This window comes from Bradyrhizobium sp. Leo78, assembly GCF_059512425.1.
Map to the genome: position 1 here is coordinate 199,892 of NZ_JCAMOT010000006.1, position 19,420 is coordinate 219,311.

A 19,420-nucleotide genomic window follows, 5' to 3' on the forward strand; every position below is an offset into this window, starting at 1 on the left:
ACGCATGGGATGACATTCGACACTTTTGTCGAGTGGCTGGCGACGGGCTTTCTTGTGCTCGCAGTCGTCGCGATGTTCATGCTCTCGGCGGGCATGCTCACCAACGTGAAGATCCACTATCTGACGGCGGGCGGAAATTTTTACGAGAAGCTGCATCCGACGACGTACTTCACCTTCCTCGCCTTTTTCCTGCTGCTGATGCGCAGCCGCGGGCCGATCGGCGAGATCGACCGGATGTTCTCGCAATCGAAGCTCCTCTTGTTCTATCTGCTCTGCTGGCTGTTCCTGCTGGTGCAGATGTTCGTGCTGGAACGGCCGTTCACGGTGATCTTCGATACGTTCTTGACGCCGGTCGTGTTATGTCTTGCGATCTGGCAGCTCTCACCGTCGCAACGACGGCCGCTCGCCTGGGCGATCCATGTCACGATTCTCGTGAATATCGTGGTCGGCTATTATGAGTATTTCTCAGGTCACCGCCTGATTCCGCTGACAATGGGCGACATCGTCGTCCTCGGCGAATGGCGCTCCTCGGCGTTTCTCGGCCATCCCCTCACGGCATCGGGCGTGGTCGCGGGCTATGTGCTGGCGCTGCTGCTGCGGCCGGCGCTCTGCCCTCCGATTCTGATACGAGTGCCGCTGATCGCCTTCAGCCTGGCCTCGCTCATGGCGTTCGGCGGCCGGACCGCGCTGGTGACCGTGCTGATCGTGATGGGACTGCTTGTCGGGATCGAGATGCTCCACATGCTGCGGGGCAAGCGCATCCCGCTCTCGGCCGCGATCCTCGCGATCTGCCTGCTGTTCGCAGCGGGCGCAGTCGGATTTGCCGCGCTCGATCTCGGCATCTTCGACAAGATGCTGCTGCGCTTCTCCTCCGACAAGGGCAGCACGCTGGCACGCTATGCCACCTTTCACCTGCTGTCGTATTTCGACTGGCAAGAATTGCTGCTCGGCCCCAATCCGGTCCGGGTGACTTCACTGCAGAGCCAGCTCGGCCTCGACTATGGTATCGAGAATTTCTGGATCTCCTGCATCGCGCAGTTCGGCGTCATCCACACCGTTGCGCTGACGATTGGGCTCGCTTGCCTCTTCACCGAGATCATCCGACGCGCCGACCGCGGCGTCTGGGCGATGCTGCTGCTGATGTTGACGATCGCTGCGAGCTCGGTGAGCTTCTCGTCCAAGAATATCCAGCTTGCACAGTTCATCGTCCTGATCACCGTGCTGCTGCCGCGCGACGAATATCGGCGGACAGCCCCTCCGCCTCCCGTCGCTCAGCGCCGTTACCGGCCTATTCCCGCGTAAATCCGGCGTCAGGACATCGTATGGACATTTACGTCGACAACACCCATCTCGGACGTCACGTCACCGGACTCGAGCGCATTACGCTCGAACTGTTTTCCGCGTCCGCGCTCGCTCCGCTCAATGTGGTGCCGGTCACCGCGCGCGGCACGCGCCAGATGGTGACGACCCAGACCTTTGGCTTGCCGATGCGGCTTGCGACCTCGTCGGCGATACTGCTGTGCCCCGGTTTTCCGCCGAGCCCGCTATTGCTGCCGTTCGCCTCGCGCGTGCTGCCCTACATCCACGATGATTTCCTGGTGACCAGGCCCGCCGAACTGAACGCACGTGCCCGGCTCTATATGGCGCGTCCCTTCAAGCTGGCGCTGCGGCACTATCCGCGCTTCCTTGCCAACTCCAACGATACAAGGCGCCGGATCGCCGCCTATACCCGACCCGATGCCGAGATCACGCTGTACCGTCCCTCCGTGCGCAACGTGTTCGGATTACAGTCGGAGCAGCGCGCCGGCCGCGCGACTGCGCCGCCACCGCTGCGGCTGGTCGCCCTCGGCACCGTCGAGCCGCGCAAGAATTTCAAGGCCGCGGCCGCGCTCGTCGGGGCGCTGCGCGGAAGAGGTTTTGCCGACGCCACGCTGGATATCGTCGGCCGGCGGGGCTGGGGCGACGACTGGCAAGCGCTGGAAGCCATGCCGGGCGTTACGCTGCACGATTATCAACCGACCGAGCGCGTCAGGGAATTGCTTGATACGGCCGACCTGTTCGTCTGCACCTCGCATGACGAAGGGCTCGGCCTGCCCTTGCTCGAAGCGCAATATGCCGGGCTGCCGATTGCAGCACCCGATGCGCCGATCTTCCGTGAGGTGCTCGACGCCTCCGGCATCTTCATCAATCCCGCCGAGCCCACCGCCGCCGCGGCGCAGATTGCAGCTGCGCTGTCGATCCAGAATTGGCGGACGCGCTATGTCGCGCTCGCCGAGCAGAATCTTGCTCGCTGGAACGCGCTTGCCCATGGCGACCGCGAGGCGGTGATCGACCTGATCTCGCGCCTTGCTGCCCACCCCCTCTCCTCTGGCCAGTTCAACCCGAAGCGGATCTAAACTTTTGCACAAGACCACCAACGCGATGCGGCACCTCGACAGCCTGCGGATCATCGCCGCTTGCGCTGTGGTGATTTTGCACTATTCCGATTATTTCAAGGAGCTGCCGACCGGGCGCATCATCATCGCCCATGTCTGGCATTTCAACCTGTTCGTCGACCTGTTTTTCGTGGTTTCCGGCTTCGTCATCGCGCGTCAATATCATGACGACGTCGGCGACGGCCCCGCCATCGGACGCTTCCTCTGGCGGCGCATCGCCCGCATCTATCCACTGCATCTCGCCACGCTGACATTCTATATTGGCATTGCTTTCGCGCTTTCGTTTGGCATCGCGCACACGGACAATCCCGGGCGCTATTCGTTCTCCGATCTGCCGGCGCAATTCCTGTTGCTGCATGCTTTCGTCGGTGAACGGTTGACATTCAACTTCCCGAGTTGGTCATTGTCGGCGGAAATGTTCTGCTATCTGCTGTTTCCGCTGATCGTTGCGCTCACATTGCAGCGCAAAGTACTGATCATCGCGCTCGTAGCGTTGTCTGCGCTTGCTAACAGCATTTGGGCAGCGACCATGGATACCCTGCCATGGTCCGAGTGGATCAACTTGGGGGGAGCCTTCCGCGCGGTTCCCGCGTTCAGCCTCGGCATTGCCTGTTCCCTCTACCGCGACCAGATCGCGCGCTGGCCCGCAACGCGCGGCGCCCTGATTTCGACGCTTGTTGCATTCATCTTGTTCGGATCGTGGCTGACGCCAATGGCTGCGCTGGTTGCGGTCTACGTGATCGCCGTACTCGCGATCCAACTCGACTGCAGCGGCCGCGATACGTTGCTATCGATGCTCGAGCTCGATCGCTTCGCGCCACTGACTTATTCCAGCTATATGCTGCACATGCCTATCGCAACCGTCGTCATCACCTTGGATTCGCGTCTGATGCTTTTCGCCTCTCCCGATGCCAAGCTGATCCTGGCGCCCGTGTCGATCATCATCCTTGGCATCGTGAGTGTGCTGTCCTACCGATACTTCGAGACGCCGTCACGACGCTACCTGACCGACCTCTACGACCGCCGCTTCGTCAAGCCGGTGGCGGCACCGATCTCCCATCGGGAGATCGCGTGATGACGCTCGCGGCGTCGGCACAGGCAGACATCGTTCACGCCCGCGCGGATGCGCGGGCGACGAGCCGCGACGCCGTGATCGATACCATGCGGGGCGTTGCCATCCTGATGGTGATCGGGATCCATTCCCTGCCGCAGCCGCTCGATCTTGCATGGACCAAGGCGATCGATGCCGCGCTGCGGCCCTGCGTGCCCATCTTCCTGTTCGCGTCCGGTTACCTGACCGCGCGCGCCGGACGTGTGCCATTGTTCAAGCGGCTGAAGGCGGCGGTGATCCCCTATTCGATCGCCTTCATCGCCGCCTATCTCTACATGGCCCTGCACAATCCCGCGATGGATCATCGCGTAACCACGACGTTGGCGCGGTTCGCACTCGCTTATGTCTTCGTGTACTATTACGTGTTCGTCTATGTCGGCTGCACCGTCGTGCTGTGGCTGATCTATGCTGCCGCCGGAACGGACCGGCAGAACACGGAGCAGCGGATGACAATCCTGCTCGCCCTTGCGATCGGTTTCGGGCTTGTCGCCGGAAGCTACCTCGATCCCCTGCTGTTCCATCTCGGCTTTGCCGAATCGTTCGTCGATGAAGCCCGGATGCGCGATATCCCCTTCTGGTTCTCGTTCATGGCTGTCGGCGCGCTGACGGCAACGTTCGCCGGCGTGGCCGCGCGGAGCATGCGCGCGATCATTGTCGGTGCCATGCTGTTCGCCTATTTGCTGTATCTGGCCGTGCGCCTGTCCGGAATCGGCGATGCGGCAGTCTACGACTCGACGGCGTTCTTCCTGTACGCGGCGCTGTTCAGCCTTGCGCTGCTGGTGTTGCAGCCGAGCGCAGCCTGGCTCGCGAGCCTCGGCTCGGGCAGCTATTTCATCTATCTCTGGCACATCTTCATCGTGATGTTGCTGCGTGACCACGCCGGATTGCGCCAGTTCGGCCCCGCCGTCAGTTTTGCGATCACTTTCGGACTGACGGCACTGGTCAGCATCGCTGCGCTAGGCGCGGTCAAGCAGTTCTCCTCCGCGCGCGTTGCCCGCTGGCTGGGAGCGTGAGGATGTTGCTGCGCCACACACTGCTCTACCTCCCTGCGCAGTTCGTCGGGCCGCTGTTCCAGTTGATTGCGATGATCGTATGGACCCATGTGGTCAACGATCACACGCTCGGCATCATCACGCTAGTCACCGCCACACACGAATTCCTGCAGATCGCGTTCCTGGCCTGGTGGTCGCAATACGCGTTGCGCTTCTCCGGCCGCTATAAGGATGGCGACGCGCCGCGCTTCTACCGCACCGAAAATGCGGTGCTGCTGGCGTCGGTCCTGCTGCAGAGCATTGTCATCGTCGTCGTGCTGCGCCTCGTCATTTCACCCGACGCGCACTTCGGCATGCTGCTTGCGGCCGTCGCCTACGTGGTGACCCGTTCGCTGAACCTCTATATCGGCGAGCGCGCCCGCGCCCAGCAGCAGATCTGGGTTTACACGATCCAGCAGGTGGTCGGCCCCGCATTCGGCTTTGCCGTGGGCCTCGTGATGATCAAGCTGTTCGGCCAATCCGCCGAATGGCCGCTGGCCGGATACGCCGTCGCGCAACTCGCGGCTGCGCTGGTCGTGCTGCCGAAGATCGCCTACGGCCGCCGCCTGTGGCCGATCGATCGCGAGATCGTGGTGCACGCATTGCATTACGGCGTTCCCCTGATCATCGGTGGCGGGCTCGGCTGGGTCGGCCTCAATGCCTCGCGCTTCATCATCAACGAGATGCAGGGTGTGGCCGCCGCCGGCCTGTTCGCCGTCGGTTACGGACTGGGACAACGCGCCGCCGCGGTCGCCGCCATGCTGGTGACGGCCGCCGCCTTTCCGCTCGCAGTCAAGAGCATGGAGCAAAGCGGCAGCAAGGCGGCAATGCGGCAGCTTGCCGATAACACCGCGCTGCTCGTTGCGATTCTCGCGCCAAGCCTGACCGGCATCTTCATGCTGCGGCTCGAGATCGTACACCTTCTGATCGCGGTGCCGTTCCAGCAGGCAACGCTGAGCGTGCTGCCGCTCGCGACACTCGCCGGCGCGATCCGCAACCTTCGCGCCCATTTCGGCGACCAGGTCTTCCTGCTGCATAACCGCACGCGCTGGATGATGGCGATCTCCGCCATCGACGCCACGATGACGGTGATCCTCAGCGTGGTGTGCCTGCGCTACTGGGGACTTGCCGGCGCGGCAGGCGCCACGGTTCTCGCTGCGACTGCTGCGGCCGCCGCGAGCTTCAGCATCGGCTTCTCGCTGTTCGGGTTGACGCTGCCGTTTGCGCACCTGGCGCGCATTGCCGTTGCGACCGTCGCGATGGCGGCGCTGCTCCGCGAGTTCCCGGAAGCGCGAAATGCGATCATGCTCGCGGCACATATCGCAGCCGGGGCGGCGGTCTATCTGACAATGCTGGCGCTGCTGTACGCACCGTCACTCCTGAAGATGCTGCGGGCACGCCCGCAACATTCCGGAGCATGACGATTCTGTTACGCTTTCTTCGCATTCTCGAACGCGCGCGCGATCGCAAACCACAGCGGCTTTCGCTGCATCGATGAATCATAAGGTAGTGGCCGCGGCAGGCGTTGCGCCAGCGGATCCTTCTTCTTGGCAGCATCCGTGTAGAAGGAATAATTGTCCGCCAACTCCCAGGCGATCACCATCTTGACCGCCGGCACCCGCAACGCGTTGTTGAGGAATTTCTCCGCAGTCTCGGCGATCATCGCGTCGCGGGTGGCTATATCGTCCGGGAACGTGTCGTCGCGCACATCGAATTCGGTGATGTAGATGTCCACGCCGCGTGATGCGAGTTCATGCAGGAACTCGACGAACCGTCCCGGATCATGCGGATAGCGTGGCTGCAGGTGACCCTGCAAGCCGACGGCCGCGAGCGGCACGCCAGCCTGCTTCAATTCATCGACAAGACGCAGCAATCCGCTGCGCACGATGTGCCCAACCTCGTCATCGCGCTCGGTCTGCGCCTCGTTAAGAACAAATTTGGTTTTCTTATCGACCATGGCCGCGCGTTCGTAAGCACGGCGGATGTAACCGGTTCCGCCGAAAGCGTCATACCACGGCCCTAATCTGTAGCCGCCGGGCGCTTTGTGGCCGGGCCAGAACGGCTCGTTGACGACATCCCATGAATGCAACTTGCCGACGTAGCGGCTGACCACTTCTTCTATATAGGAGTCGAAGAACGCCTGACGCTCCGCGTTGCTCATGCTCTTGATCCACTGCGGAACCCAATCATTCCAGATCAGGCAATGACCGCGCATCGGAATGCGATTGCTCGCACAAAATTGCAGCAGACGATCCGCGCTCTCGAAACGTTTGGGGCCGGGTTGTGGCGCGATCGTGCCCATTTTCATCGCAACGTCAGTTGTGATGATGCGCGTTTGCGTTGTGTAAAGCTCGCGATACGCAAGATCCTTGTCGATCACGGGGCCAGCGGCAGCGCCAAAGGCAAAGCCATGTTGTGCAGCGATTGCACCGAGACTCTGTCCTTGCGCCGGCGCCGCAGTTGAAATTCCTGCACGCGCGGCTACGCCTGAGGCTGCGAGAATGGCGAGTGCACTTCGTCGCGACATCTGCATGGCTGCTCTCCATCAAGTGAATGCATTCGTTGCGCTGAATCATTTTTGCACAGCGGCATCGCCATCGTTGCGACGCAATAGTTCTATTTCGTGACGCCGCTCGTCGAGGAAGAGTCTTCGAGATGCGAGTTCCCATCGCACAAGCATTGAGCATGCCGACGACTTCCATCAGCGCACCTCGGCTTCTCTCGCACCTGGAGATCGACATGCCGGAAATACAGACGCAGCCTGCGACATCCAATCTCAATGTTGATGGCATCTCCATCAACATTGGTTCACTTCCCGAAGCGGTGAACTCGATCGTATCGGCTGCGCAGCAAGGCGAAAACTTCAGCGTATGCACGTTGAATCTCGATCATGTCGTTCAACTGCAACAGCGGCCTGACTTCCGTGCCGCCTATCGTCGTGCAAAATTTGTGACGGCGGACGGGTTCCCGATCGTCGTGCTGTCGCGTTTGCTTGGCACGCGTATCGAGCGGACCACCGGCGCCGATCTCGTGGAACCGCTCTGCGAGGAAGCGCGAAAGAAGGGCCTTCCTGTATTCCTGCTTGGGTCGAATGACGCGACATTGAAGATGACCGCGCAACGTCTGTCGGAACGGTTCCAGGGCCTGCAAGTTGTGGGATGGTATGCGCCCGGCCCCAACTTCGATCCTTATTCCGCCGAGGCCGATCATGCGATCGAACTGATCCGCGAGTCCGGTGCAAGACTCTGTTTCGTTGCGCTCGGCGCGCCCCGCCAGGAGGTATTTGCCGCGCGCTGCCTCGACGAGCTCGATGGCACTGGTGTGTTGTGCATCGGCGCGGCGCTCGATTTCATCGCCGGCACGCAGAAGCGCGCGCCGTCGGTTACCCAGAAGGCCGGACTCGAATGGGCTTGGCGCATGCTGAACAACCCAAGCCGGCTCGGACCGCGCTATGCCCGCTGCATGGCCGCCGTTCCGGGACTCGTTGCGCGCACGCTGCCCCAGATCATCAACGCACGAATCCGGAAGACCGCATGACCTCGACCGTCACACTGGCGCTGCGCGCCCGCAATGCAAGCCGCGTTCGGCCACGCTATCAGATCTGCCTGCTCCATCCGTTCGATCCGCGCGGCCAAAAGGTCGGCGGGCTCGAGACCTATATCCGCGACTTCATCACCTTCCATCCTGACAACACCGACATCCTGTTCGTCGGCGTGGATTCGATCGGTGACCTCACCCTCGGCGAAGTGCACCGGGTCACATTCCGCGGCCGCACCTTCGATTTCCTTCCGATCCTTCGCTACAGCGATGCCCAGGCGCGTGAAGCCGCGCGCACCATTCGTTCCTCGTTGACAGGCCAGTTCTTCGTGGCACTGCTGCGTCATTTCGGCCAGATCGCACGGCTGGTACGGACACGGCGATGCTCGATCGATTTACGTCGGGTTGAGTTCTCCTGGCTGCCGGCGATCTTGCGTCTCCCCTTCGTGCAGATGCTACATGGCGAGGGCGCGCCGAAACTGCAGATGGATTCGCTGCTCCGGAAATATTCCTTCGTGCACAATACCGGCGAGCGGTTCGCCGTGACGATGAGCGAGAAGTTCCTCTGCGTTAATCCATTCATCACCGAGCGGATGCAGAAGACCTATCCGCGCAGCAAGGACAAGATCGATACGCTGTGGACCTGGGTCAATACCGACATCTTCCAGCCGCAGCCGTTCCCGGAGAGCATGTCGCCATTCCAAATCGTGTTCGCCGGCAGGCTCGACGAATTCAAGGACCCGCCGCTGATGTTCCGCACCATCGAGCGATTGCGACAGCGGCTGAACGGCCCGATCCGCTTTCACTATATCGGCACCAGCGACCCGCATCGCTTCAGCGAGTTTGCCGCGATCGAGGACATCACCATTCGCCACGGCTTCAAGGATGCCACGGGCATGGCGAAGACGCTGGCGGAGGCGCATGCGGGCATCCTCACCTCCGAATTCGAGGGCATGCCGCGCTGCGTTCTGGAAACGCTTGCGGTCGGCCGTCCCGTTGTCGCGATGCATCTGCCGCAGCTCGAGTCCGTCATCCATGATGGCCAGAGCGGCTATCTGGTGACACGCGATGGCAGCCGCGACGAGATGGTGGAGACTCTCGCACAGCGCTTCATCGATGTCCGCGACGCCATCGACGGCGGCAAGATCACGCCCGAGCAGGTCGCCGATGCGATCCAGGACTTCACGCCGGCCACGCAACTGGCGCGCGTGTACCGCTACCACCAGGAAATTCAGGACGCCCGCGGCTTCGCCGCCGCCACGGCCTCTTGAGGCATCGACGTGAACATCCTGCTGCTGACCAGTGAGTTTGCTCCCGCCATGGGCGGGATCGGCACCTATGCAGGGGAAATCGCCGCCGCCGCGGCCCGGCTCGGCGCGCGCGTCACCGTGGTTGCGCCGGACTACGGACAGGACAATGCAGGCCGCGATCGCACGCTGCCGTTCGAAGTGGTCCGCTTTGCCGGTGGCCTGCATTCGATGAAGGAGCTGCCGGGGAAAATGCTGCTGGCACGCAACAAGGTTCGGGAGCATCCATACGATGTGATCCATGCGGCCGATTGGCCGTTCTTCATTCCCGTCGCATTGTCGCGCTGGCAGACGCCGGCACGCGTGCTGATGACCGTGCACGGCACCGAGATCAACGAAACCCAGACACCGTTGAAGCGATTTGCAATCCGCAGCGCCGGCGTGTTCGGCCCGCGGACGGAGATCGTGGCGAACAGCCGCTACACCAGGGATCTGTTCCGAGAACGGTTTGCCGTTGACGCAGGACAAATCAGCGCGATCAGTCTCGGCGTTTCCGACTTCTGGTTCGGCGAGCGACGCAATCGTGCGGACATCCGCGCCGGCCTTGGACTGGCGCCGGAGCGGCTGGTCATAGTCACCGTCGCGCGGATCACCCACCGCAAAGGACATCATCTGACGCTCGCGGCACTGGCGCGCCTCCCCGAGCGGTTGCGCCAGCGTATCACCTGGCTCGTGATCGGCCCGAATGGCGAGGCCGACTATGTCAACGAACTCCAGCGCTTGATCGAAACCGCGAACTGCGATGTCCGCCTGCTCGGTCCGCTGCCGAATGAAGAGATCCGCGACATCTATGGCGCGGCTGATCTGTTCTGCCTGACGGGCCTTCCGGATTCCTCCGGCCGGGTCGAGGGATTCGGGCTGGTCTATCTCGAGGCCGGTGCCGGCGGCGTGCCGAGTGTTGCGACGGCTGTCGGCGGCGTTCCCGACGCTGTGCTGCCGGATCAAAGCGGCATTCTTGTTGCGCCCGATATCGACAGCATTTCCGCGGCGATCGCCAGGTTTGCCGAGAATGACGAACTGCGTGCGAGCCTTGCCGCAGGCGCGCTGGCCCATGCACGCGCATTGTCCTGGGAACGTTGCGCTGCCGCGACCTACGGACTGGCTCGGAACGAGCGGCCTGCGCCGCAGGCCGAGGTGGTGACGGCATGAGGCGGATCGCCGCCGCCGCGATCCTGCTTGTGCTCGCCACCGGCACGGCACACGCCGGCGCCGACAACTGCCGCCGAAGCCGCGAATACTTGTTGGGTAGCCTCGGCGGCGATCTGAAGTTGCCGCCCCAATCCTACAACGATCTGTTCAAGATCTGTATGGCGGCGAGCAGCATGACGAATGTGAAGGACGCCTATATCCTCAAGGACGGCGGTATCGCGGTCGTTCCCAAGCAGGACACCATTCCTGCCACGGCGTCGACATTGTCGCAATTCTGCGACGCCTATCCGAGTGCGACGCTGCGCTTCCTCACCAGCAAGGAAGTGCTGACGATGAAATCCGTCGTCGACATCGTGCAGCTTTCCTCGACCTCGGCGACACCTTGCAAGAAGATCAAAGGCCTCACCTGAAGCGTCACTTCTGCGCGTCGTAGTAGCGCGGCATGGCGTGCGGATCGAGCGGACGCTCCGCCCGGCGTCCGAGGAAGAAGAAGCCGCTCGCCGCATCCGATCCGGGGCGGCCGCGCGTCAACGGATCGAGCAGGCGGATCCAGAAGAACGGCAGCGCGACCAGGCGCGAGAGCTTGTCGCCGGCGCCGAGCGCACGGGCGAAATAGCGGATCGACCACACCAGCGCGACGCCTGCGCCGCCGACGCGGCCCGCGCGGATTTCCGCGAACTGCTTGAACAGCCAGCGATGGCCGCTCCGCGTGAAGCGCGAGAAATCATAGCCGCGCTCATGCACTTGTTGCATGAACGGCGTTTCGGCATAGACGAGGCCTCTGCGCCGAAGCACGCGGTGAATCTCGCTGACGACGGATGCAGGCTCGAGGACGTGTTCGAGCACGGCCTGGATCCAGACGCCGTCAAACACGCCATCCTCGAACGGCAGCCGGTGCGCGTCGGCCACCAGCAGCGTATAGGGCGACGCGTAAACATCTGTTCCGATCAACTCGATGGAGTCATCCGCGTAGAGTTCGTCGGCGCCGTCGCCAACCGCACCTCCGCCGATGACGAGCACGACCGGCCGTTCGCATTCCTGCTTCAGGAGCTCGACGAAGCGTGCACAGTTGGATTGCGCCACGTGATTGCCGCCGAAGGTGAGCTGATGGAGGCGCGAACTGATCGAGCGGCGCGACACGTCGCGGTGAAAGACCGAACCATTGCCGCCACCATACATTCCGCGCTCGAAGACGCTGGCGGCGAAATCGATCAGCACCGGCTGGTCCTCGACCACCGGAAACCCGCTTCTAGAGTATTCACACGTCGCGTCGGAACAGAACAGCCGCGCGTCGATCTCGCGCAGCGACGCCGCACAACGGGGACAGCGAACCGCGCGCCGCCACCAATCGGTCTGCGCCCACGTGTCCAATCGGTCAGTGACAGAGGAATCCAATGAAGCCCCTTCGTTCAAGCGATGTTCCTGGGTTCCGCCCTAGGAACTAGTTGTGATTTTTTGTTGCAGATTGCGGCACGTCGGCGACGCAACAAGCAAACGCGTGCGGGGTTGGATGGTTCTGTCTGATGGGCGCATGGACTTGCCTTCAGCAAGCCACAATATGCCTGCCGCCGGTCAGGCCACGCACCGACGCAGGCCCGCGCTTTCGAACGTGAGAATGTTTCTTCAAATTGTCAGCACGATGGCCGGGCCGATTGTTGCTACGATCTTGGTGATGGGCTCATTACGTGAAAATGGCTCACGGAGCTTCTCTGCCCACAGGCCAGTTCGAGCAGCGTTCAGGTAAGCGCCTGCCTCTTCAGCGAAGTGGTGTCGGTGGACGGGGTGGATTTTGCGGAATTAGCCGACCTTCGATTCTTTGATTGCGCGAAATCATGCATTCCCGTTTGCCACTGAAGGCCAACGATCGCGCCTTTCGTCGGCTGAAGCAGCGCGAGCGATGCGAACAGCGTAAAGGGCAGCCATATCGCGAGTTGCAGCCACGCCGGCGGCGCGTAAGCCATCTCGACGGCGAGCAAAGCCGGCACGACCACATGTCCGACCACGACGATGACGAGATAGGCGGGAAAGTCATCGGCACGCTGCGGCGTGTAGTCCTCGCCGCAGACTTCGCAGTGATCCACGACCTTCAGGAACCGGCGGAAAAGGTGCCCCTTCCCGCAATTGGGGCATCGCATGGTGAAGCCGCGCAATGCGGCTCGGGCAACCGAAACTGGCTGTGTCATCGCTGAATTCCTTGACCTGAGGCATGTCCATACAGTACGAGAATGTATGGATACAATCAAAGACAAACAGGCCTATTGTATGGATTGGGTCCCTACACTTTCCGAATGGCAAGGCCCCCTGTTCATGCGGATCGTCGATGCGCTGGCGTCCGACATCGAGAGCGGCCGGCTTGTTCGCGGACAAAGGCTGCCGACGCACCGCGCGCTCGCCACCGAGCTCGGCATCGATCTCACCACCGTCACCCGCGCCTACGGCGAAGCGCGCCGGCGCGGCCTGCTGGACGCCAGGGTCGGTCAGGGCACGTTCGTCTCGGAGACGACGGTGCGTTCGCCGTCGCACGTTCCCGCGCAAGTCACGATCGACCTTTCGATGAATCTTCCGCCTCAACCGGTGGAAGCCAATCTGGATCTTCGCATCGCGCAGGGGTTGGAGACGATACGCAGGGAGAGCGGCTTCGGCGCATTCCTGACCTATTCAAAACCAGGCGGCAGCGATCCCGAGCTGGAGACGGCGGCAAACTGGCTGCGCCATCGCGTGACGGATGCGGATGCCGAACGTCTCGTGATCTTTCCGGGATCGCAGGCCATCGTGTTCAATGCGCTTCTCGCCCTCACCTCGCCCGGCGACGTGGTTCTGACCGAGGCACTCACCTATCCCGGCCTGAAGACAGCCGCCGCCCGATTGGGCGTTCGCCTGATCGGCTTGCCGATGGACGAACAAGGCGCGCGGCCGGATGCGCTCAAGGATGCATGCCGCAAGTACAAGCCGAAGGCCGTCTATCTGGTGCCAACGCAGCAGAATCCGACGACCGCCACCGCAGGCCCGGCGCGCCGTAAGGCCATCGCCGAAATCATCCGCCATGCCGGGACCTTCCTGATCGAGGACGACGCCTATGGTCTGCTCGAGCCGTCAGCTTCGCCGATCGCAAACCTGATTCCCGAGCGGAGCTATTTCGCCGCCAGCACGTCGAAATGCATCGCTCCGGGACTGCGCGTCGCCTATCTGCTGGCACCCGATCCCACCGCCGCGCAGACCATGCGCAGCGGATTGCAGGCGACGATGCAGATGTCACCACCCCTGATGGTCGCGCTCCTCACCCACTGGATCCGAAACGGCATCGCCGATGAGATCATCGAGGCAGTGCGCAACGAAGCCAAGGGACGACAGCAACTGGCGGGACGTATCCTGAAGGGCATCGCTTTCGCATCCCGTCCCACCAGCCATCACCTTTGGCTGGAGCTACCGCCATCCTGGAATCGGATGGACCTGCTTTCGCATCTGCTGCGCCACGGGCTTGCCGTTGTCGGCGAAGATGCCTTCGCCGTCATTGACAAGCCGCCGCGCGGGATCCGTGTCTCCCTTGGCGCGGCGCGCAACCGCGCCGATGTCAGCCAGGCCATGCAGGTGCTCGCGGCGGCCATGAAATTGTCTGTCATGGCAACACAGATCGTCTGAGGCGCCGGCCGCTCAATTCGGCTTTCGCCACCAGATGAAGAGCGAATAGAGGACAACCGGGACGGCCAGGGTGACCCATGAGAGGGCATCCCACCAACCGTCTCCCACGAGCGCGCCGACGAGGCCAAGCGTGCTGACGATCGCGACCAGCAGGGGCGCGATAAAGATCTGTCGAAGCGTGCGATGCATGGGTTTGCGCGACGTCATCAGGACGACAATGCGGGACTTTCGAGGTTGGAGGAGCGCGCGATCACGCGATCGACGCTGACCCCTGCCCTTCGCCGCCGCACCCACAAATAGATGCCGGTGCCGAGGATGATGATCGTGAGCACGTCGAGCAGTGCCCAGAGGATCTTGAGCGGCATGCCGCCATAGTCGCCGAAATGCAGCGGCTGGGAAATGAACAGCGTCGAGACGTACCAGGGCATATCGCGGCTGTCGGTGAGCGTGCCGGTCTCGGCGTCGACCAGGGCCGGCTTCAAAAGGCGCGAGGTGAGCGGCGTGTTGCCGCGCAGGAATACCGCGTAGTGGCTCTTGCTGCTGAAGATCGAGCCGGGGAATGCGACGAAGCTTGGCGTCATCCCCGGCACCGCATGCGCCGCCACCTCGACCGCTGCATTGACCGACGTCAGCTTCGCGGGCACCGAGCGATCGCGATATTGCGCGGTCATCTCGGCAAGCTGCCCATACTGCCACATCTTCAGGACCAGGTCGGCCCATGTGTTGATGACGCCGGTGAAGCCGACCACCAGCGTCCACGCAACGAGAAGGATGCCGGCAAGGTTGTGGACGTCGAGCCAGCGCACCACGCGCGTGCGGCCGGCGCGATACGTGCCGAAGCTCAGCTTCCGCATCGAGGGCGCATAGACCACGATGCCGGAGATGATGGCGACACAGAACAGGATGCCCATCAGGCCGAGGAAGAGCTTGCCCGGCAGGCCTGCGAACATGTCCGTGTGCAGCTTGAGCATGATGTAGGTGAAGCGGCCGGTGACATCGGGCGCGTCCAGATAGGCGCCCGTATGCGCGTCCATCCGGATCAAGAGGTTCTTGCTCGGATCGGACGTGATCGAAGGCCCGACGCTGACGAACATCGCGTTCGGATCGTCCCGGTCCCAGATCAGGAAATGCGGGACCTGTCCCGCTGCATTGGCGATTGCGTTGGCGAGCAGATGGTCGAGATCGGCAAGCGGCGCATCCGCCGCCACCTCAGCCGGCTTCACCTGGCTGTGCAGGAGGTCGTCGATCTCCTCATGGAAAATCAGCGGCAGCCCCGTGATGCACAGGAGCAGCATGAACACCGTACAGATGAGGCTCGTCCATTTGTGGACGAAACCCCATCGCCGAAGAGACCTGGTTGCCGCCGTCACTTTGCCGTCCTAGTTCCAGCTATATTTCAACGTGCCGAGCACCGTACGTCCATTCCCCAAGCCACAATAGGGCAAGCCGGTCAAGCACGACGCCACGTAGAAGTGGTCGGTCAGGTTGGTCACGTTGACCTGCGCCTTCAATCCCTTCCAGTCCGGCCGCAGATAGCCGAAATCGTAGCTCACGGCGGCATCGAACAGCGTATAGGCCGGGATGACGAAAGTGTTGAAGCTGTCTCCATAGGTCTCGCCGACATAGCGCACGCCGAACCCGAGCCCGAGACCTGCAACCGGACCATCGTACCAGGTGTATTTGCCCCAGAGCGAGGCTTGGTCCTGGGCCGTGTTCATCATGTATTTGCCGGCATATCCGGCAATGCTTGAAGTGACCTTCGGATCGAGATGGCTGTAGCCGCCGACGATCTCCAGTTCGCGGGTGATGTTGCCTTTCGCTTCAAACTCGAAGCCGCGAACGCGAACGGCGTCGGTCTGCACGTTGAACAGCGGATTGATCGGGCTTGCGGTGAGGATGTCCTGCTGTTTGATCTCGAACACGGCGGCCGTCAGCATCAGGTTCGATCCGTTCGGCATGAATTTGACGCCGGCTTCAGTGCCTTCGCCGGTCGTCGGCCTGAACGAGTTGCCGGCGAGATCGGCGCCCAGATTTGGCGTGAACGATGTCGCATAGCTCACATAGGGCGACAATCCGAAATCGAAGAGATAGTTGAGGCCGACGCGTCCCGTCTGCGCCCGGTCGTCGCGGGAGTAGCTGCCGGCGAGCGGAAAGACTGCGAAGCTCTTCGAATCCGTGCTCACCCAATCATTGCGGCCGCTCACCGTCAGCGTCCAGCGATCGAGCTTGATCTGGTCCTGCAGATAGAGACCGGCCTGGCTCAGCTTGTCGTTGCGCAGGATGAATGGCGCCAATGATGCGAAGGACGGAACAGCGGTATTATATACCGGAGCGTAGGCGTCGATCGGAGCGATACCGGCGGATCGATAGTCGGTGTTGGACCAGAGATTAAAGTAGTCGAAGCCCAACAGCACCTTGTGGGCGAGCGGTCCGGTCAGGAAATCCGCCTGCAACTGGTTGTCGAGAGCGATGTTGGCGGCGCTTGCCTTCACATAATTATAGCTGCGGTTGACGAGACGGTCGCTTGCCATGCCTTCGGTGCGAACCGAGGAGAGATCGTTGGTGACATCGGTGTAACGCAGGTTCTGCCGGAACTGCAGGTTGTTGTCGAAGCGGTGCTCGAAGGCATAGCCGACCATGAACTGCTCGAGATTGTAGCCGTCAGCCCCGGGTACGCCGAGATAGCGGCTGTATGGAACGTGCCCGTTCGGGTTGGGTAGGAACGACACCTGGCCCGTCACGTATTGCTGGTAGCCCCTGTTGTCGGCCTTCTGGTACTGCGAGAGCAGCGTGAAGCTGGTGTCCGTCGTCGGGGCCCAGGTGAAGCTCGGCGCAATGAACAGCTTGTTGTCCTGCACGAAATCGGTCTGGGTATTGCTGTCACGTGCGAGCCCGACGATGCGGTAGAGGAACTCGCCATTCTTGTCGATCGGGCCGCCGAGGTCGAACGCGCCCTGGAAGCGATCGAATGAGCCGAACGTGCCCTCGATCGTGTATTGCGGCGTCGCCGTCGGCCGCCTGCTCACCATGTTGAGCAGACCGCCCGGCTCGGACTGGCCATAGACCACCGACGACGGCCCCTTCAGCACCTCGATCCGCTCGAGCCCATAGGTCTCGATCCGCGGCACGGCGAAGGTGGTGTTGTCCAGCGGCAGCCGCAGGCCATCCAGATATCTCGGCGCATCGAAGCCTCTGAGCTTGAAGTTGTCGAAGAACGCATTGGCCCCGAAGCTCTGCACCGTGACACCAGGCGTATAGCGCAACGCTTCGGCGACGTTCTGCGCGCCCTGCGCCTGGATCTGGTCCTGGGTGACGATCGAAATCGACTGCGGCGTCTCCAGGATCGGCGTGTCCGTCTTGGTCGCGGTCACGCTTTGCTTGGCGAGATAGCCGACCACCGGACCGGTACCCCTCTCGCCGCTTGAGCGTCCGGCCGCTCCGCCCGGCGCGGCGGCTTCCTGCGTCACCGGGGCCGGCGTCCGCCGCGCGACGTTGCGGCCGGATCGCGCCGCCCGCGTCGATCGCACCGGAGCCACACGGCCGCGCTGCTGGCGAGGTGCATCGACCGTGACCGGCGGCAATTCGGTGTTCGATCTCGGCTGCTCCGCGCCGGACGGACTCTGCGCCAGCGCCGGCGTGTCCGTGAATGCCATCGCAGCGAAGCCACAAATCGTCACAAGGGCGCGTCCCCACTCGCTCTTTCGCTTGAATTCCATCGCCAGATCCCCCGTCGCGGAACGCCCGCAGACTCAAGGGAGTGAGTGCAAGAATTGCGAAGCTCACGCCTTTGCGATTGCGCAAAAACTCTTTGATCTATTGTCGACAAGCTCCAGATTGGCTGCCGGAACATCAGCATCAGCTTGCTACCTTAGTGGACACACGTCACGATCAGCCGCCCCACTGCGTAGAATTATTCTCATTCTAATTTGATGGACGGCAGCGACTGGGGGCGTATCCGAAATGCTTGCGAAACGCGGTCGCAAAATTGGCGGGGTTGCCGTAGCCCGCGAGATAGGCCGCCTCGTTGATCGATATGCCCTGCTCGATGATCGCATCGCGTGCCGATTCGAGCCGGCGCGTCCGCAGATATTCGGAGGCGCTGACGCCAAACGCCCGTCGGAAATGGGTGTTGAAGGAGCGGCGGCTGATGCCTGCCTCGCGCGCCAATTGGGAGACTTTCCACGAGCGCCGCAGATCCGCGTCGATCGCGTCGCGGATCGCGCGCAGCCGGCGCTGCTTGTGATCGCCGGCCATCTCCATGCTCGCGCGCTCGCCCGCGATCGATATGACGCGCGCGAGGATCTCCATCGCATGCGCGGACAGCAGCAGCTCTTCCGCGCGTCCTTCCAGTGTCGGAGACAGCATTTCGGTTGCCATGGCAAGGATGCGTGGCGGCGCCTTCAGCGTGACCACGAATTCATCCGATTCCGCCGAGGAAAATAGCTCGAGGAACTCGCGCTGCAGGCCGAGCCGATCGATCGATGCCTTGGGAAACGCGAGGCCCGCGGCAAACATACGCACTCCGCCGGAGGTCTCGCCGCTCCAGAGCTGCGGTTTCCGCAAAGCCATCACGACAATCGAATTTTCCGAGTAGCGGAACCGCGTGACATCGCGATGCGGACCTCCCTGGCCTGAGCCCTTCAACACGATGGTGACGAACAGGCCGGCCTTGATCACGCCTTCGCTGCGTATCATGCGATCAAGGATGAAATTGTTTCGCTGGAACAGGCAGCCGGGAGATTCGAGCCATTGCGCAGTCCCCTCGAAGTCGTCCTCCCTTGATACTCCCTCGGAGTCGAAGACGCGGAACTGATCGAAGATGCGATGATAGATGTGCGTCACGTCCTTTGCCTGGAGCCGGCCAGCAAACCTTGGATCTATCTGCCTCTCAACCGTTGCCGAGGCAATTAGAACGCTTTCAAAGTGCCGCGCTGCGTCCGCAGTCGGTAGGATGGGTCGAACCTCGCATCGGTGTCGTCCCGTCGAAAGACGGGACCCATAACCACAGGGAGGTGTTGTGGCGCGAGCATGCGGTTGCAGCGGAGCACATCATAAGCGCTTGTGGTTATGGGTCCTGGCCTTCGCCAGGACGACGGCGTCATTGCGAGCGGAGCGAAGCAATCCATCTCGCCGCTTGCGGAAGCATGGATTGCTTCGCTTTGCTCGCAATGACGGGGTCAGGTCTGAGTTGAATGTCAAACAGCGATAAGG

At 62.2% G+C, this 19,420-nt stretch carries 17 protein-coding genes; 10 read left to right on the forward strand and 7 right to left on the reverse strand.

Annotated elements, in window-relative coordinates; all coding sequences use genetic code 11:
• Nucleotides 1–9: 9 nt before the first annotated feature.
• From AC5ZG1_RS10420 to AC5ZG1_RS10440, 5 genes are read left to right on the forward strand one after another with little or no spacing between them, the layout of a single operon-like run.
• Nucleotides 10–1,302: a VpsF family polysaccharide biosynthesis protein gene (locus AC5ZG1_RS10420; protein ID WP_496132781.1), complete on the forward strand. Its 1,293-nt coding sequence runs from the start codon at nt 10–12 to the stop codon at nt 1,300–1,302.
• A gap of 20 nt (nt 1,303–1,322) precedes the next feature.
• Nucleotides 1,323–2,396: a glycosyltransferase gene (locus AC5ZG1_RS10425; RefSeq protein WP_456645328.1), complete on the forward strand. Its 1,074-nt coding sequence runs from the start codon at nt 1,323–1,325 to the stop codon at nt 2,394–2,396.
• 4 nt (nt 2,397–2,400) lie between these two features.
• The gene (locus AC5ZG1_RS10430) at nt 2,401–3,510 is read left to right on the forward strand and encodes an acyltransferase family protein (protein ID WP_496132782.1); all 1,110 of its coding nucleotides are present in this window, start codon (nt 2,401–2,403) and stop codon (nt 3,508–3,510) included.
• On the forward strand, nt 3,510–4,559 hold the full coding sequence (locus tag AC5ZG1_RS10435; RefSeq protein ID WP_496132783.1) for an acyltransferase family protein: 1,050 nt from the start codon (nt 3,510–3,512) through the stop codon (nt 4,557–4,559). Before AC5ZG1_RS10430 ends, AC5ZG1_RS10435 begins: the two co-directional genes overlap by 1 nt.
• Nucleotides 4,560–4,561: 2 nt before the next feature.
• Nucleotides 4,562–5,998, forward strand: coding sequence for a lipopolysaccharide biosynthesis protein (locus AC5ZG1_RS10440; RefSeq protein WP_496132784.1), 1,437 nt, complete (start codon nt 4,562–4,564; stop codon nt 5,996–5,998).
• 8 nt (nt 5,999–6,006) lie between these two features.
• Here AC5ZG1_RS10440 and AC5ZG1_RS10445 read toward each other — a convergent pair whose 3' ends face one another.
• Nucleotides 6,007–7,110: an endo-1,4-beta-xylanase gene (locus AC5ZG1_RS10445; protein ID WP_028165255.1), complete on the reverse strand. Its 1,104-nt coding sequence runs from the start codon at nt 7,108–7,110 to the stop codon at nt 6,007–6,009.
• Between the two features lie 206 nt (nt 7,111–7,316).
• Between AC5ZG1_RS10445 and AC5ZG1_RS10450 the strand changes: the two genes are divergently transcribed.
• Genes AC5ZG1_RS10450 through AC5ZG1_RS10465 form a run of 4 tightly spaced genes read left to right on the forward strand, consistent with a single transcriptional unit; the run spans nt 7,317 to nt 10,980 of the window.
• Nucleotides 7,317–8,114, forward strand: coding sequence for a WecB/TagA/CpsF family glycosyltransferase (locus AC5ZG1_RS10450; RefSeq protein ID WP_496132785.1), 798 nt, complete (start codon nt 7,317–7,319; stop codon nt 8,112–8,114).
• Nucleotides 8,111–9,385 (forward strand): glycosyltransferase, encoded by a 1,275-nt coding sequence (locus AC5ZG1_RS10455; RefSeq protein ID WP_496132786.1) that lies wholly within the window; start codon nt 8,111–8,113, stop codon nt 9,383–9,385. The genes AC5ZG1_RS10450 and AC5ZG1_RS10455 overlap by 4 nt, the downstream gene beginning before the upstream one ends.
• Before the next feature lie 9 nt (nt 9,386–9,394).
• Entirely contained in the window at nt 9,395–10,570 is a 1,176-nt protein-coding gene (locus AC5ZG1_RS10460) for a glycosyltransferase family 4 protein (protein ID WP_496132787.1), read from the forward strand.
• Nucleotides 10,567–10,980 carry a hypothetical protein gene (locus tag AC5ZG1_RS10465; RefSeq protein WP_496132788.1) on the forward strand — a complete coding sequence of 138 codons (414 nt, stop codon included), beginning with the start codon at nt 10,567–10,569 and terminating at the stop codon, nt 10,978–10,980. Before AC5ZG1_RS10460 ends, AC5ZG1_RS10465 begins: the two co-directional genes overlap by 4 nt.
• A gap of 4 nt (nt 10,981–10,984) precedes the next feature.
• On the opposite strand, the gene AC5ZG1_RS10470 is transcribed toward AC5ZG1_RS10465, so the two are convergent.
• Both AC5ZG1_RS10470 and AC5ZG1_RS10475 read right to left on the reverse strand, forming a co-directional pair.
• Entirely contained in the window at nt 10,985–11,806 is an 822-nt protein-coding gene (locus AC5ZG1_RS10470; RefSeq protein ID WP_496132789.1) for a class I SAM-dependent methyltransferase, read from the reverse strand.
• A gap of 500 nt (nt 11,807–12,306) precedes the next feature.
• A complete protein-coding gene (locus AC5ZG1_RS10475) occupies nt 12,307–12,753 on the reverse strand; it encodes a DUF983 domain-containing protein (RefSeq protein ID WP_456645321.1) in 447 nt (148 codons plus the stop codon).
• A gap of 46 nt (nt 12,754–12,799) precedes the next feature.
• Here AC5ZG1_RS10475 and AC5ZG1_RS10480 point away from each other — a divergent pair, with 46 nt between their 5' ends.
• Complete coding sequence (locus tag AC5ZG1_RS10480) at nt 12,800–14,209, forward strand: aminotransferase-like domain-containing protein (protein WP_496132790.1); 1,410 nt, start codon at nt 12,800–12,802, stop codon at nt 14,207–14,209.
• A gap of 12 nt (nt 14,210–14,221) precedes the next feature.
• On the opposite strand, the gene AC5ZG1_RS10485 is transcribed toward AC5ZG1_RS10480, so the two are convergent.
• The 4 genes from AC5ZG1_RS10485 to AC5ZG1_RS10500 all read right to left on the reverse strand — a co-directional run bounded on the left by AC5ZG1_RS10485 (nt 14,222) and on the right by AC5ZG1_RS10500 (nt 19,051).
• Complete coding sequence (locus AC5ZG1_RS10485; protein ID WP_028165250.1) at nt 14,222–14,416, reverse strand: hypothetical protein; 195 nt, start codon at nt 14,414–14,416, stop codon at nt 14,222–14,224.
• Nucleotides 14,416–15,579: a PepSY-associated TM helix domain-containing protein gene (locus tag AC5ZG1_RS10490; protein ID WP_130227809.1), complete on the reverse strand. Its 1,164-nt coding sequence runs from the start codon at nt 15,577–15,579 to the stop codon at nt 14,416–14,418. Before AC5ZG1_RS10490 ends, AC5ZG1_RS10485 begins: the two co-directional genes overlap by 1 nt.
• A 9-nt stretch (nt 15,580–15,588) precedes the next feature.
• The gene (locus tag AC5ZG1_RS10495) at nt 15,589–17,925 is read right to left on the reverse strand and encodes a TonB-dependent siderophore receptor (RefSeq protein ID WP_496132791.1); all 2,337 of its coding nucleotides are present in this window, start codon (nt 17,923–17,925) and stop codon (nt 15,589–15,591) included.
• 205 nt (nt 17,926–18,130) lie between these two features.
• Entirely contained in the window at nt 18,131–19,051 is a 921-nt protein-coding gene (locus tag AC5ZG1_RS10500; RefSeq protein ID WP_496132792.1) for a helix-turn-helix domain-containing protein, read from the reverse strand.
• Between the last annotated feature and the right edge of the window lie 369 nt (nt 19,052–19,420).

Excerpts from the sequence above, each read along its gene's own strand:
- AC5ZG1_RS10420 (WP_496132781.1), top strand. The coding sequence starts at position 10 with ATGACATTCGACACTTTTGTCGAGTGGCTGGCGACGGGCTTTCTTGTG.
- AC5ZG1_RS10425 (WP_456645328.1), top strand. The coding sequence starts at position 1,323 with ATGGACATTTACGTCGACAACACCCATCTCGGACGTCACGTCACCGGA.
- AC5ZG1_RS10435 (WP_496132783.1), top strand. The coding sequence starts at position 3,510 with ATGACGCTCGCGGCGTCGGCACAGGCAGACATCGTTCACGCCCGCGCG.
- AC5ZG1_RS10440 (WP_496132784.1), top strand. The coding sequence starts at position 4,562 with ATGTTGCTGCGCCACACACTGCTCTACCTCCCTGCGCAGTTCGTCGGG.
- AC5ZG1_RS10445 (WP_028165255.1), bottom strand. The coding sequence starts at position 7,110 with ATGCAGATGTCGCGACGAAGTGCACTCGCCATTCTCGCAGCCTCAGGC.
- AC5ZG1_RS10450 (WP_496132785.1), top strand. The coding sequence starts at position 7,317 with ATGCCGGAAATACAGACGCAGCCTGCGACATCCAATCTCAATGTTGAT.
- AC5ZG1_RS10455 (WP_496132786.1), top strand. The coding sequence starts at position 8,111 with ATGACCTCGACCGTCACACTGGCGCTGCGCGCCCGCAATGCAAGCCGC.
- AC5ZG1_RS10465 (WP_496132788.1), top strand. The coding sequence starts at position 10,567 with ATGAGGCGGATCGCCGCCGCCGCGATCCTGCTTGTGCTCGCCACCGGC.
- AC5ZG1_RS10475 (WP_456645321.1), bottom strand. The coding sequence starts at position 12,753 with ATGACACAGCCAGTTTCGGTTGCCCGAGCCGCATTGCGCGGCTTCACC.
- AC5ZG1_RS10480 (WP_496132790.1), top strand. The coding sequence starts at position 12,800 with ATGGATACAATCAAAGACAAACAGGCCTATTGTATGGATTGGGTCCCT.
- AC5ZG1_RS10485 (WP_028165250.1), bottom strand. The coding sequence starts at position 14,416 with ATGACGTCGCGCAAACCCATGCATCGCACGCTTCGACAGATCTTTATC.
- AC5ZG1_RS10495 (WP_496132791.1), bottom strand. The coding sequence starts at position 17,925 with ATGGAATTCAAGCGAAAGAGCGAGTGGGGACGCGCCCTTGTGACGATT.